The 13354-nt window shown below is 70.5% G+C and carries 13 protein-coding genes; 5 read left to right on the forward strand and 8 right to left on the reverse strand.

What is annotated here, in order from left to right; translation table 11 throughout:
• Positions 1-13 precede the first annotated feature (13 nt).
• Positions 14-664, reverse strand: coding sequence for a DUF4360 domain-containing protein (locus ACFWBD_RS02960; protein ID WP_385661750.1), 651 nt, complete (start codon positions 662-664; stop codon positions 14-16).
• A 414-nt stretch (positions 665-1078) separates the two neighbouring features.
• Between ACFWBD_RS02960 and ACFWBD_RS02965 the strand changes: the two genes are divergently transcribed.
• Entirely contained in the window at positions 1079-1930 is an 852-nt protein-coding gene (locus ACFWBD_RS02965; protein WP_385661753.1) for an intradiol ring-cleavage dioxygenase, read from the forward strand.
• Between the two features lie 117 nt (positions 1931-2047).
• Here the strand turns inward: ACFWBD_RS02965 and ACFWBD_RS02970 are convergent, their stop codons facing one another.
• The 5 genes from ACFWBD_RS02970 to ACFWBD_RS02990 all read right to left on the reverse strand — a co-directional run bounded on the left by ACFWBD_RS02970 (position 2048) and on the right by ACFWBD_RS02990 (position 7418).
• On the reverse strand, positions 2048-2509 hold the full coding sequence (locus tag ACFWBD_RS02970) for an RrF2 family transcriptional regulator (RefSeq protein WP_385661756.1): 462 nt from the start codon (positions 2507-2509) through the stop codon (positions 2048-2050).
• A 112-nt stretch (positions 2510-2621) separates the two neighbouring features.
• Positions 2622-4136, reverse strand: a complete 1515-nt coding sequence (locus tag ACFWBD_RS02975) for an alpha-N-arabinofuranosidase (RefSeq protein ID WP_385661759.1) — start codon at positions 4134-4136, stop codon at positions 2622-2624.
• Positions 4137-4237: 101 nt separating this feature from the next.
• Complete coding sequence (locus ACFWBD_RS02980) at positions 4238-5125, reverse strand: carbohydrate ABC transporter permease (RefSeq protein WP_385661761.1); 888 nt, start codon at positions 5123-5125, stop codon at positions 4238-4240.
• Positions 5122-6063 carry a carbohydrate ABC transporter permease gene (locus tag ACFWBD_RS02985; protein ID WP_385661764.1) on the reverse strand — a complete coding sequence of 314 codons (942 nt, stop codon included), beginning with the start codon at positions 6061-6063 and terminating at the stop codon, positions 5122-5124. Before ACFWBD_RS02985 ends, ACFWBD_RS02980 begins: the two co-directional genes overlap by 4 nt.
• The gene (locus tag ACFWBD_RS02990) at positions 6060-7418 is read right to left on the reverse strand and encodes an extracellular solute-binding protein (RefSeq protein WP_385661767.1); all 1359 of its coding nucleotides are present in this window, start codon (positions 7416-7418) and stop codon (positions 6060-6062) included. The genes ACFWBD_RS02985 and ACFWBD_RS02990 overlap by 4 nt, the downstream gene beginning before the upstream one ends.
• Before the next feature lie 226 nt (positions 7419-7644).
• Here ACFWBD_RS02990 and ACFWBD_RS02995 point away from each other — a divergent pair, with 226 nt between their 5' ends.
• The 3 genes from ACFWBD_RS02995 to ACFWBD_RS03005 are packed head-to-tail and all read left to right on the forward strand — an operon-like array spanning position 7645 to position 10945.
• On the forward strand, positions 7645-8250 hold the full coding sequence (locus ACFWBD_RS02995) for a toxin-antitoxin system, toxin component family protein (protein WP_385661770.1): 606 nt from the start codon (positions 7645-7647) through the stop codon (positions 8248-8250).
• Complete coding sequence (locus ACFWBD_RS03000; protein ID WP_385661772.1) at positions 8247-9554, forward strand: MAB_1171c family putative transporter; 1308 nt, start codon at positions 8247-8249, stop codon at positions 9552-9554. Before ACFWBD_RS02995 ends, ACFWBD_RS03000 begins: the two co-directional genes overlap by 4 nt.
• Positions 9551-10945 carry an FAD-dependent oxidoreductase gene (locus ACFWBD_RS03005; protein ID WP_385661775.1) on the forward strand — a complete coding sequence of 465 codons (1395 nt, stop codon included), beginning with the start codon at positions 9551-9553 and terminating at the stop codon, positions 10943-10945. Before ACFWBD_RS03000 ends, ACFWBD_RS03005 begins: the two co-directional genes overlap by 4 nt.
• On the opposite strand, the gene ACFWBD_RS03010 is transcribed toward ACFWBD_RS03005, so the two are convergent.
• Both ACFWBD_RS03010 and ACFWBD_RS03015 read right to left on the reverse strand, forming a co-directional pair.
• A complete protein-coding gene (locus ACFWBD_RS03010) occupies positions 10946-11797 on the reverse strand; it encodes an SMP-30/gluconolactonase/LRE family protein (protein WP_385661777.1) in 852 nt (283 codons plus the stop codon). It abuts the gene before it with no gap.
• The gene (locus tag ACFWBD_RS03015; protein WP_385661780.1) at positions 11794-12567 is read right to left on the reverse strand and encodes an IclR family transcriptional regulator; all 774 of its coding nucleotides are present in this window, start codon (positions 12565-12567) and stop codon (positions 11794-11796) included. The genes ACFWBD_RS03010 and ACFWBD_RS03015 overlap by 4 nt, the downstream gene beginning before the upstream one ends.
• Before the next feature lie 152 nt (positions 12568-12719).
• Between ACFWBD_RS03015 and ACFWBD_RS03020 the strand changes: the two genes are divergently transcribed.
• On the forward strand, positions 12720-13319 hold the full coding sequence (locus tag ACFWBD_RS03020; protein WP_385661783.1) for a hypothetical protein: 600 nt from the start codon (positions 12720-12722) through the stop codon (positions 13317-13319).
• Positions 13320-13354: the final 35 nt, after the last annotated feature.

Raw genomic sequence — 13354 nt, forward strand, 5'->3', positions numbered from 1 at the left:
AGAGGCGAGCCGCCTACTTAGCCGGGCACTGCTGCCAGGCCATGTGGTAGATCGTGCTGAGGTCGCCGTCGGTCGAGTCCATGGTCATGAAGCTGACCTTGCTCGGCGCCGACGTGCCCGCGTTGACCCGGAGCTCGGTGTTGATGTTGAAGTTGCGCTGAACTCCACAGGGCGCCCAGACCAGTTGGGCCCAGTCCGTGCTGTCGGTCGCCTGCCAGCTGTCGTTGTAGGAGCCGGTGAAGTTGTGGTTCTTGAACACCGTCTGCGACGAGCCCTGGAAGTAGTACGAGGCCCGCTGTACGGCGGTCGCGCCGGACTGGAGCGAGGCGTAGCCGCGGTAGTCCGCCTTGGCGATGGCGTACGTGAAGCCCGAGGGGACGTGGACGATCAGGTTGAGCTGGCAGTTCTTGCGGAACGCCGTGGGGTTGGAGCTTCCGCCGACCTGGGCGAGGTAGTCGCTGTAGGTCACGGTGAAGGCGGTGTTGTCCTCGGAGACGGCGACGGCCGCCGTACCGGCGGGACAGCCGGAGCCGTTCACCGTGGCGACGTCGATGACGATCTTGTCCGGAGGCGGGTTGTCGAACACGGGGGACGAATTGTGCGCGGGTATCGCCGCGGTGATGAGTGCGGCGACCGCACCGCCCAGGAGCAGCCCACTTGCCATGGTCTCTGTCCTTCGTTCGGATCGGTGGGGGGTGGATGCGCGTCCGGTTCCGCACGGCAACCCTGTGAAGGATCAATGGAGTTGCTGTGAAGAACCGGGGCGATCGCATCGTAGGGAGAGTGGTGGGGCGCGCCCAGACAGAACTCCGGCCATTCACCACGGCCCGTTCACACCCGGTCGCTCCGGGTCAGGGAACCAGGGGGCGTTCCTCCGATTCGGTCCGGACGGGCCGCACCTCGAAGAGCGTCCGCCTGCCCCGGCTGCCGCCGCCCGCCGCTGACCGTCATCTGTCGGCATCCGTCGGCACGATGCCCGAACTCGCGTGGAAACAGAGGTAGTTGACCGTTGCATCCCCAGGTCCCGCACAGCCCGGCATAAAGGATTTCCTCAGATACGCCCCTAACTTCACTCGACATGACGGGAAACAACGAGCACCACGACGACACCATCGACTCCGACGACGACCAGCAGCCCGGTAAGCACCGGCTGGACAAGTCCATGAAGCGGCGCCGCGTCCTGATCGGCGGCACCGCGGTCGCCGCGGCCGGCGGCCTCGCCGTCGCCGGGTTCGCATCGGCCGACACCACGAGCGGTGAGACGGCGTCGTCCGCCGAGGCCGAGGCCTCTACCGGCACCTCCACCGCCAGTGGCGTCTGCACCCTCAACGCCGAGGTCACCGAAGGCCCCTACTCCCTCGACGGCGCCCTCGTCCGCGAGGACATCAGGGAGGACAAGGAGGGCTTCGAGGTCCAGTACACCTTCACCGTCGTCGACCAGGCCGACGACTGTGCGCCGCTCGCCGACGCCCTGGTCGAGATCTGGCACTGCGACGCCCTGGGCGAGTACTCCGGCTTCGTCGGCGGCAACGGCCACCAGGAGGAGGACAACGGCACCTTCCTGCGCGGCGGACAGCTGACCGACGCGAACGGGCAGGCGAGCATCACCTCGATCTGGCCCGGCCACTACGTCTCCCGGGCCGTGCACGTCCATATGCGGGTGCACACCGAGGTGACGCTCACCGACGACTCGTACACCGGCGGCGAGGTCATCCACACCGGTCAGCTCTTCTTCGACCCCGACATCAACGAGGAGGTCCAGGCCACCTCGCCGTACTCCGCGAACACCACCAAGGAGACGACCCTCGCCAACGACAGCATCTACGACGACGGGGGCGCCTCCTCCGGCCTGCTCACGCTGACCGCCCTCGGCTCCAGCGTGTCCGACGGCTACAAGGCGACGATCACCGTCGGCGTCGACTCCGCCTGACCACACCGGGACGGGCCGTCGCTCCTCGGCGGGGGAGCGACGGCCCGTCACCGTGTCGAGTACTACAGGCCCTACGGGTACTACAGGCCCATGGGTACTACAGGGGTCCTACGGGTACTACGGGTTCTCCCAGGCCGCCGGTTCCGCGGCCAGCGCCCGGACCGGATCCGGCAGGGCGTCCGCCGCGATGTCGGCGATCGTGACGCCCTCCAGGATCCGCCGCACGTTCGCCCGCAGGGCGATCCAGAGCGGGAGCAGGGGCTGTGCCGAGCCCGTGTACGTCAGGCCGGTCGGGCGTTCGCCGCGTACGGAGACGATCGGGCCGTCCACCGCCCTGATCACGTCCGCGACCGTGATCGCCGCCGGGTCGCGGGCCAGCCGGTACCCGCCGCCCCCGCCGCGCCGGCTGTCGACGATCCCGCCGCGCCGCAGGTCGCCGAGGATCCCCTCGAGGAACTTGTGCGGAATGTCCTGCACGGCGGCGATCGACTCGGCCTTGACCGGGTCGCCGCCGTCCTGCCGTACGGCGAGCTCCAGTACCGCCCGTACCGCGTAGTCCGCCCGTGCCGAGATCCTCATGAGCCCATTGTGACGCCAGACATCGGAAGGGATCGCCGGCCGGTCGCGGCCGACCGACCGGCGATCACCCTCGTACGCGAGGCCGCACGCGGCTCCGCCCGGCCGCTTCCGGTCACGCCAGCCTGATCACGTTCCACGACAGCGGCTCCAGCGTCGCCGTCAGTCCGCCGTCCGTCAGCGCCGTGCCCTCGGCCGGGTGCGGGGCGACCCGCTCGGGGTCGTCGAGGGTGTTGCGGGCGTCCGGGTCGGCGTCCGCGAGCACGCTGTGTTCGACGACCGAGGTCAGATCGAGGCCGCTCAGCCCGATGTGGAGGGGCAGTGCCTCGGTCCGGCTGCGGTTGACGGCGAACACGGTGACCGTGCCGTCGTCGGCGCGGACGGCGGTGGCGTGCAGGAGGTCCGCCTCGCCGTACTTGGCCGTCACATACGTCGGCGAGTCCACCCGCACGTCGAGGACCGTGCCCCGGCCGTGCTTCGACGCCTGCGCGAACGGGAAGAACGTCGTCTGCCGCCAGGCCGGGCCGCCCGGCTCGGTGAGGATCGGCGCGATGACGTTGACGAGCTGGGCCAGACAGGCGACCGTCACCCGGTCTGCGTGCCGCAGCAGCGCGATGAGGAGCGAGCCGAAGACGACGGCGTCCATGACGCTGTAGTTGTCCTCCAGCAGGCGGGGCGCCTCCGGCCAGTCGCGCGGGTCGGCGGTGCGGGCGTGCTCCTCCCACCGGGAGAGGTACCAGACGTTCCACTCGTCGAAGGAGAGGTTGATCTTCTTCTTCGACTTGAGCTTCGCGCCCACGTGGTCGCAGGTGGCGACGACGTTCTCGATGAACGACTCCATGTCCACCGCCGAGGCGAGGAAGGAGTCGAAGTCGCCGTCGTGCGGCTCGTAGTAGGCGTGCAGGGAGATGTGGTCGACCAGGTCGTAGGTCTCCGCCAGGACCTTCGCCTCCCAGTCGGCGAACGTCGGCATCGACTGACTGGAGCTGCCGCAGGCGACGAGTTCCACCGTCGGGTCGATCTGGCGCATCGCGCGGGCCGTCTCGGCGGCGAGGCGGCCGTACTCCTCGGCCGTCTTGTGGCCGGTCTGCCAGGGTCCGTCCATCTCGTTGCCCAGGCACCAGAGCCGGATGCCGAAGGGGTCCTTGTCGCCGTGCGCGATGCGCTGCTCCGCGAGGGCCGTGCCGGACGGGTGGTTGGCGTACTCCTGGAGCTCCAGGGCCTCGGCCACGCCTCGGGTGCCGAGGTTGACCGCCATCATCGGTTCGGCCTGCGGGCCGATCTTCCGCAGGAAGGCGATGTACTCGGAGAGACCGAAGCGGTTGGTCTCCGTCGAGCGCCAGGCCAGGTCGAGGCGGCGCGGGCGGTCCTCGGCGGGGCCGACCGAGTCCTCCCACTTGTAGCCCGAGACGAAGTTGCCGCCCGGGTAGCGGACGGCGGTGACGCCGAGTTCGCGGACCAGGTCCAGGACGTCGGTCCGCAGTCCCGCCTCGTCGGCGGACGGATGGCCGGGCTCGAAGACGCCGGTGTAGACGCAGCGGCCGAGGTGTTCCACGAAGCTGCCGAAGAGACGGGGGTTGACTTCGCCGACGGTGAAGGCGGGGTCGAGGGTGAGACGTGCGGTGCGCATGTACGCCTTTCGAGGATCGGGGAGGGGGTGCTTGTCCGTTGGCCGCTACGGGTGGGTGGGTGGCCGGTCGTGCGGTTCCCCGCGTCCCGGGGAACCGATGTCTACTGGCCCGCCAGACCCGTGTGGGCCACGCCCCGCACGATCTGGCTCTGGAAGAAGACGAACACGACGATCAGCGGGAGGCCGGCCAGCAGGCCGCCGGCCATGAGCTGGGGCCAGACGATGCCGAAGGCGTTCTGCACGGTGGCGATGCCGTTCGGCATGGTCATCAGGTCGGGGTTGTTGGTCACCATGTAGGGCCACAGGAAGTTGTTCCAGGACGCGATGAAGGTGAAGATGCCGACCGCCGACAGGGAGGGCTTCGACAGGGGCAGCACGATCGTGAAGAAGATCCGCCAGCGGCCCGCGCCGTCGATGAAGGCCGCCTCTTCCAGCTCCTTCGGCAGTGACTGGAAGAACTTGTAGAGGATGTAGACCATCGCCGCCGGCGCGCACTGCGGAAGGATCATGCCCCAGTAGGTGTCCACCATGCCGAGCGACTGGACCGTGGTGAAGAGCGGGACGCCGATGATCGCCGGGGAGAACATCAGGCCCGCCATCGTCAGCGCCATCAGCGCCGACTTGCCCCGGAACTCCGTGCGCGCGAAGCCGTATCCCGCGAGGGAGGCGACCGCGAGGACGATGAAGGTGACGCAGACGGACACGACGACCGAGTTCACGAACCAGTTGGGGATGTTGCCGGCCTCGATCACCGCCCTCCAGGACTCCCCGGTGAAGTCCTGCGGGATCCAGTGCGGGGAGGTCACCGACTCGGTGGGGGTCTTCAGGGACGTCGACAGCGCCCAGGCGAGCGGGGCCAGCCAGACCAGGGAGAGGGCCGCCGCCACCAGCGTGAGGGCGATCTGGGCCGGGGTCCAGGAACCGCGCGGCTTGCGGGACGAGCGAGTGGTGGACGTCGGGGGCGTCGGGGGCGTCGGAAGCGTGGTCATCGGACGGCGACCTCCTCGCGGTTGCGCAGCAGCCACATCCGCCCGAGGGCGACGGCCGCGACGATGATGAAGAGGATGAAGGAGATCGCGGAGGCGTAGCCCACGCGGTAGCTGGTGAAGCCCTGTTCGAGGGTGTACTGCACGAAGGTGCGGGTCGATTCCTCCGGGCCGGGTCCGAACTGGTACATCACCACGGCCTGGTCGAAGACCTGGAGCGAGGCGAGGATCTGGAGGGCGAAGACCAGGCCGGTGATGTTGCGCAGGTTCGGCACGGTGATGTGCAGCATCCGCTGGAACGCGTTGGCCCCGTCCAGCTCGGCTGCCTCGTAGAGGTGGTGGGGGATGTTCTGGAGGGCGGCCAGGTAGAGGAGGAAGGAGAAGCCGACCGTCCACCACAGGGTCGCGACGACGACCGCGAGCATCGCCGTGGACTTCTGGGTGAGCCACGGGGTGTCCAGGCCCAGGACGTGGTTGACCATGCCGTTGGTGGGCTGGAACAGCCACCACCACAGGTTGCCGATGACCGCGGAGGGCAGCAGGAAGGGCGCGAAGAAGCACAGCCGCCACAGCCACTTGAAGTGCACGGTGTGGTGGGCGATCAGCGCCATCAGCAGGGCCGCGACGACGATCACCGGGACCACGTAGAGCGTGAACTGCACGCTGTGCCAGAGGGAGTCCCAGACCAGGTCGTCCTTCAGGGCCTCGCGGTAGTTGTCGAGGCCGACGAAGCCGGTGTGGTCGCCGGAGATGTTGGCGTCGGTGAAGCTGAGGTAGAGGCCGCGGACGACCGGCAGCACGACGAACAGTCCGTAGAGGACGAAGAACGGGGCCACGAACCAGCCGCCGTGCTGGAAGCGGCGGCCCCAGCGGGCGCGGGCGGAGTCGGCGGCGACCGCGGTGCGCGGCGGCAGCGTCCCGGCGTGCGCGAGCGCGCTCATGCGCCGGCTCCCTTCAGCTCCTGGGCTGCCGTACGGCCGTCCATCGGGTTCTTCATCGCCAGCAGCTGCGCCAGCGCGGACTTCATCCGGCGGGCCGCCGCGTCCGGTGTGGCGGAGCCCAGGTTGGAGGAGGCCACGATCGGGCCGACGCGCTGCGCGAGGACGCCGGTGGAGCCGGCGAACCAGATGTGGGGTTCGTTGGCCTGGTGGTCCATGGCGGGGCGTGAGTACTCGCTCTGGGGGGCCAGTTCCAGATAGGCGGGATCCTTGAAGGTGGGCAGATAGGCCGGGACGTGGCCGCCGTTGGCCCAGGTGGTGGCGTGGGTGACCATGTAGGCGGCGAGCCGGTAGGCGCCCTCGTTCGCGTCCCCGCCGCGGTCGGCCTGGTGGGGCAGGACGAAGGAGTGCGACTCGGCGTGGGTGGCCGGGGTGCCGAAGACCGGGGGCAGCGGCTGAGCGCCGTACTCGACCTTCTCGCCGTTGAAGTACGGCACCGACCAGTTGCCCTCCCAGGTGAACGGCGAACCGGCGAGGAAGGCCTCGCCGTCCGCCTCACCGACGGTGACGTAGCCGTCGGTGACGTGTTTGCGGAGGAACTCCAGGACCTGGGTGGCCTTGTCGGTGTCGAAGGTGACGGTCGTGTGGTCGTCGTCGAAGTAGGTGCCGCCGAGCTGCTGGTAGAAGGCGACGAAGAACCACCAGCAGAAGTTCTGGTCGTTGGCGTGCAGGCCGAGCGTCTGCTGCCCCTTCTTCAGCTGCCCCTTGGCCGCCTTCAGGATGTCGAACCACTCGTCGGCGGAGCCGGCGGCGGGGAGGCGGCCGGCGGTGTCGAGGAGACCCGCCTTCTCGCAGACGTCCTTGCGGTAGAAGTTCAGCTGGACGTGGATGTCCAGCGGCAGGGCGTACAACTCGCCGTCTACGATGCCGCGTTGCCACAGCACCGGGTTGAAGTCGGCCTCGCGTACGCCGTACTTGGCGAGGAGGTCCACGTCCCAGGGGTCCAGGAGGCGGCCGGGCGCGAAGCCGGGGATGCGGCCCTGGTGCATGACCCCCAGGTCGGGGGCGCGGTTGCCGGCGGCGGCCATGGCGAGCTTGGTGTAGTAGGGGCCGCCCCAGGCGAGGGTGGAGTCCTTCACGGCGATGTCCGGGTGCCCGTCGCGGAAGGCGTCCACCATCGCTACCTGATTGGCGCCGTCGCCGCCCTGGAAGAGGTTCCAGTAGCGGACCCGGGTGTGTGCCCCGGCGGCGAGCGCGTCGGCCCCCGTGCCGAGGGCGGCGAAGCCGAGACTGCCCGCCACTGTCAACCCGCCTGCGGCGGCGAGAAGTTGCCTGCGATTCAGGCCAGGTTGTCCCATACCTTGCCCCTGCCGTTCGTTTGGTTCGACATTTCGAATTCCGCTCGTAACTTCGAACGGGACCGTAAAATTGATGCGCCTGCACGTCAATGGTTTCGACGGGATCTATGACAGCGCTTTCTATCAGTGGCTCCCGGTGCCCCCGTGAAAACTTCCCGTGACGTGGGCACAACCGGCCGCGTAGGCTCGAACGGGCTGCCGTACGGCGGTTGAGAAGGGGGAGTGGATGGACATCGCGGGCGCGCGCGGGAGGGCGGCCCGGATCGGCTCGGCGCTGCGGCGCGCGAGGACCGGACCGGCCATGCGCGAGCTGACCGGCGATCTCTCCGCCGCGCTACGGGCCCGCCCCGGCCGGCCGGCCGGTGTGCGGGACGTGTGCCGGGCGCTGTGCGAGGAGATGTCCGCGCGGCGCGGCGGACGGCCCGTCGAGGTGCGGTTCGAGCGGTTCCCCGACGAGATCGAGGTGACCGGACTGTGGGTGGAGTTCCAGGACTTCGACCTGGTCATCGTCGAGGAGCGGGCCGAGGACGTACAACAACTGGTCATCCTCGGACATGAGTTGTGGCATCTGCACGCCGGACACCGGCACCACCACGGCGTCGGCACGGCCGCCGCTGCACGCGCGTTCGCCGGCCGGCCCGGCTGGCGGGACGCGGCCATCTCCGTCGCCGCCCGTGACGGTTCCCGCCAACGGGACGAGGCCGAGGCCGACGACTTCGGCCACCGTCTGGCCTCCGCCCTCCGGCCCCTTGTCTCCGGCGAGGGCACCAGCGCGCCCCTCGATCCCCTGCAGCGGGCGTTCGGCTACCGCGGACGCGGAGGAACCCAGTGATCCATGCCCCCGGTTCCCCCGACCTGGCCCTCGACCCCGCCGGGCTCCTGGACGAGTTCTACATCTCGTTCTGGATCCCCGCCGCGATCCTCACCACCGCTCTTGTGATCAAGCTGCCCACCATCATCAGACTGTGGCGGGACCCGCTGCTGCGCGCGGTCGGCGGGCTGCTGTTGCTCGCCTGCTTCGTATTCGTGTCTGCGGCGCCTGCCACGATCGCCTGGACCAACCGGGTCACGGGCGTGCCGAACATCGCGGCCCCGTTGGTCTACTCCCTGCTCACCGCGTTCTGCGGCTCCTGTCTGCTGCTGCTCATCGCCTGGCGCAACGGTCTGTCTGACCGCACGGCGGCCACCCGCCGCGCCATGCGCTGGGTCCTGTGCCTGTACTCGGGCGTGGTCGTCGCGCTGTGGGTGCTGTTCGCCCTCGCGGACGCGCCGGTCGAGCGGCTCCGGGACCTGGACACGTACTACGCCTCGACACCCTTCATGCGTGAGGCGATCCTGTCCTACCTGCTGGCGCACACCGTGGCCGTCCTGATCACTTCACGGCTGATCTGGAACTGGGTCCGCACCGACGGGCTCGACGCCTGGCTGCGCTGGGGGCTGAAGTCGCTCGGCGTCGGCTACGTGATCAACCTGATCTTCGACGCCGCCAAACTCACCGCCGTGGTAGCCCGCTGGACCGGCCACGACCTGGACTGGCTGAGCACCCAACTGGCCCCGCCCGTGGCCTGTCTGTCCGCGATCCTGATCGCGGTGGGATTCATCCTCCCGCACGCCGGCCAGTACCTGCACGAAAGCTGGCGCGTCCAGCTCGCCCACCACGAACTGCGGCCCCTGTACACGCTGGTGCGGACCGTCAACGGCGGCGGCATCCCCTTCGTCCTGCACACCACGCCCGAACTGCGCCTGATCCGGCGGGAGACCTTTATCCGCGACGCTCTCCTCCCGCTGGCCCGCCGCATCGACGAGGAGCAGCAGCGACGGTCGTACGAGGCCGCTCTCGCCCTGGGATTCGAGCCCGGCCACGCGAAGGCGCTCGCCGCCGCCCTGGCCGTCCAGGACGCGGCCGACGCCAAGCGTCGCGCGCCGGACGGCGATGCCATTGGCAATCCCGACATCACGGACCTGCTCCAGGAGATCGCTGCCGTGTCACGGGCTCTCCACCACCCCGACGACATGGCGGCGGTCCGTAGGTACGCGACCGCGCCCCCACCAGGCGGCCCGGGCCCGTCCGTCGACGACCGCGGCAGTGACGACAGCAGCACCGATGACCACAGCAGAGAGCGTGCCCGTCCATGAGCCAACGCCCCACCACCGCCGTCGTCCTCGGCGGCTCCCTTGCCGGCATGCTCGCCGCCGCCACCCTGGCCTCGGTCGCCGACCGGGTCACCGTGGTCGAGCGCGACGAGCTGCCCACGGGCCCGCACCCGCGAAAGGGGCTGCCCCAGGCGAGGCACGTCCACCAGCTGTGGTCGGGCGGGGCGCGGGCCGTGGAGGAGCTGCTGCCGGGCGTCACGGGGCGGCTGCGGGAGGCCGGGGCCCACCGGCTGCCCGTCACCACGGACATGGTCGTGCTGTCGCCGAAGGGCTGGTACCGGCGCTGGGCCGAGTCGCACTTCATGCTGCTGTCCGGCCGTGACCTGCTGGACGCGACGATACGGGCGCACGTCCTGGCCGATGACCGCGTCGAGTTGACCGACCGGACCGAGGTGCTCGGGCTGGACGGCACCGGCACCGCCGTCACCGGGGTCCGCGTCCGGACCCACGACGGCGCCGAGCGCACCCTCGCCGCCGATCTGGTGGTCGACGCCACGGGGCGCGGCTCCCGTGCCGCCCAGTGGCTGACGGACCTGGGGCTGCCCGCCCCCGAGCGGCGCGAGGTCGACGCGGGACTGGCCTACGCGAGCCGCCTCTACCTCGCGCCCGAGGCGGCCCGCGACGGCTTCCCGGTCGTCAACGTGATGGCGGACCCGCGCACGGGCGAGCCCGGCCGGGCAGGCGTCCTGCTCCCGATCGAGGACGGGCGGTGGCTGGTAACCCTGATCGGCACGCGCGGTGGCGAACCGTCATCCGACGCCGCCGACTTCGACCGGTACGCCCGCGAGGAACTGCGACATCCGCTCGTCGCCGACCTGATCGCCCGCGCCGAGCCGCTCTCCGACGTGGCGTTCACCCGCACCACGGCCAACCGCCGTGCCTTCTACGAGAAGATGCCGGCCTGGCCGGAGAACTTCGCGGTCCTCGGCGACGCGCTCGCCGCGTACAACCCGGTGTACGGGCACGGCATGTCGGTCGCGGCCCAGGGCGCGACGGCCCTTCGGGACGTCGTACGACGGCACGGCTGGGGTTCGCCGGGGCTGTCCCGGCGCATCCAGAAGGCAGTGGCCCGGCCGGTCGCGGCGGCGTGGGACCTCGCGGTCGGGCAGGACGTGTTCTTCCCGGGCGCGACGGAGAACGGCCCCACCCGACGGGACCGGCTCGTCGCCGCGTATGTGGACCGGCTGACCTTCACGGCCACCGGAAACGGGCGAGTCGCCAGAACCGTGACGGACGTGATGTCACTGGAGCGAAGAGCCGAGGTGCTGCTGGCACCGAGCATGCTGCTGTCGGCGGCGCTGGGCCCGCTCAAGCCACCGCTGAGCGGGCCGCCGCTGACACCGGAGGAACGGAAAGCCGCCGAACTGGAGTAGTCAGCCCGCGAAGGCCGGTGGGGCCAGGCCCTTTCCGGCTCCCGGCACGACCAGCAGCGATCCGGCCACCGGGTGCGGTGACTCCAGGCCCACCCGGGCGGTGGTGATGTACAGGTCGGTCAGGTCGGTCCCGCCGAACGCGCAGGCCGTGACCCTCGGGGTCGGCAGGGTGAGCACCCGGTCCAGTTCGCCCGCCGGGGTGTAGCGGCGTACCGCTCCCCCGTCCCACAGCGCCACCCACACGCAGCCGTCGGCGTCGACGGTGAGACCGTCGGGGAAGCCGGCGCCGTCCTCGATCTCGACGAGGGTGCGGCGGTCGCTCACCCGGCCGTCCGCCGAGTACGCGAAGACGTCGACCCGGCGCGTCGGCGAGTCGATGTAGTACATCAGCGTCCCGTCCGGGCTCCAGCCCGTGCCGTTGCTGACCGCGACGTCGTCGAGGACCGGCTCGGCCGAGCCGTCGCCGGTGAACCGGGACAGGGTGCCGCCGCCCGGGGCCTCGTCGTAGCGCATGGTGCCGGCCCAGAGGGAGCCGTCGGGTGCGACGGCGGCGTCGTTGGCGCGGCGGCCGGGGACCGGCTCGTGGTGCAGCCAGCTGAAGCCGTCGTCCGGGTCGAGCAGGCCCACGCCGTCCCGGAGGTTGAGGACCAGGCCGCCCCCGGCGCGGGGCTTGGCCGCGCCCACGTGCTGGTCGGTCACCCGGACCGTGCGGCGGCCGGTCGCCGGGTCGTAGCCGTGCAGGCGGGAGCCGAGTATGTCGAGCCAGAGCAGCCGGCCGGCGGCCGCATCCCAGGTCGGCCCCTCGCCGAGGGTCGCCTCGGCCCGCACGGCCACCTCGTACGACGTCGTCATGCCACTCTCCGGTAGCCCAGCAGCTCGGACAGCTCGGCGGCGCCCTTCGCGGCGAGCTCCTCCAGTTCGACGCGGCGCTCGTCGCTCCAGCGGATCATCGGCACGGAGATGGACAGGGCGGCGACGACCTGGCCCGTGCGGTCGCGCACCGGCGCCGCCACACAGCTGACGTCCGGGTTGGACTCGCGGCTCTCGACCGCGACGCCCCGCTCCCGGATCTCCGCCAGGGCCTCGCGCAGGGCGCCGGGCTCGGTGATGCTGTTCGGGGTCATCCGGATGAGGTCGGCGTCGTCGGGGATGCGTGCGCTGAGTTCCGGCTCGGGGAGCGAGGCCAGCAGCATCTTGCCGACGGAGGTGCAGTGGGCCGGAAGACGGCGGCCGGCGGCCGACACCATCCGGACCGCGTGCGTGGAGTCGACCTTGGCGATGTAGATGACGTCCGTGCCCTCCAGGATCGCCACGTGGACCGTCTCGTCACACGTCTCAGCGACGGTGCGCGCGACCTGCTGACCCTCGGCGGCGAGGTCGAGCTGTTCGGCGTAGCGGCTGCCGAGCTGGTACGGACGTACGCCGAGGCGGTACCGTCCGGGCTGTCCCGGTACGGCCACGATGTACGAACGTGCCGAGAGCGTGGTCACCAATTCGTGCACGGTGGTGCGCGGAAGCTGGAGCTTGCGCACGATGTCGGGGGCGGAGAGCGAACCGTCCCCGTCGAGGAAGAGCTCCAGAATGTCGAGAGCTCGGGTCACGGCAGGTACGAGGCGTCCCACAACCGGCCCTCCCTTAGGTAGTCGTCTCAGTGCCTGTGTTCGAGATTTCAACAGGCGATCGGCATGACGAACACAGGCTTTCATACGGCGTTGCGCCGGGCAATGGCCGGGAATCGCGCAGTGGCCCAGGACGGTGCGCCCGGTGGGCCAGGATGGAGGGCATGCCGACCCAGAAACGCCTCGCCGGCTCGTTTTCGGCGCTCGACTTCCAACAGGTCCTGTTGCGCCGCATGGCCGATCACAATCCCGATCTGGTGGAGGAGGCCCGCCATGCGCTGGGCGTCTCCCTCGTACAGACGCGGGAGGCCAACAAGCGTTGGCAGGCGATGCTCCACTCCCCGCACGCCCGGGGCTCACTGGCCCGCTACCGCTCGGTCCTCGGCGAGCCGGAGTCCCGGACGCCCCGTCGCGTCGGGGATCTCGACTGCGAGGCCTGGCTCTGGCCGCTGCCTCTCTGGCCCGACCTGCGCTTCGAGGTGCTCCTCGCCCCGAACGGCGGCGTCTGGAACGAGTGGCTGGTCCGCGCCCCGGGAGCCGCGCCGCCGCGCCTGACGAGCCTCGAAGACCTCACCCCCTGGTCCTGCACGGTCGACGAGGCCGCCCACGCCTTCGCCCCGGCCCGCCCCCTGGAGGGCACCGCCCCCACCCGCTGGGGACTGGCTTTCACCGCCCCGGACAGCTGGGGCGTGCGACGGGAGGTCGTCGCCGAGTTCACCTGGGGGCTGCTGCAACGGACGGCGGTCCGGCAGTAGGGCCGGCCGGTGGTGGCGCGGGAGCGGGCGCGGTC

It is taken from the genome of Streptomyces sp. NPDC060002 (assembly GCF_042737245.1).
Taxonomy (GTDB): domain Bacteria; phylum Actinomycetota; class Actinomycetes; order Streptomycetales; family Streptomycetaceae; genus Streptomyces.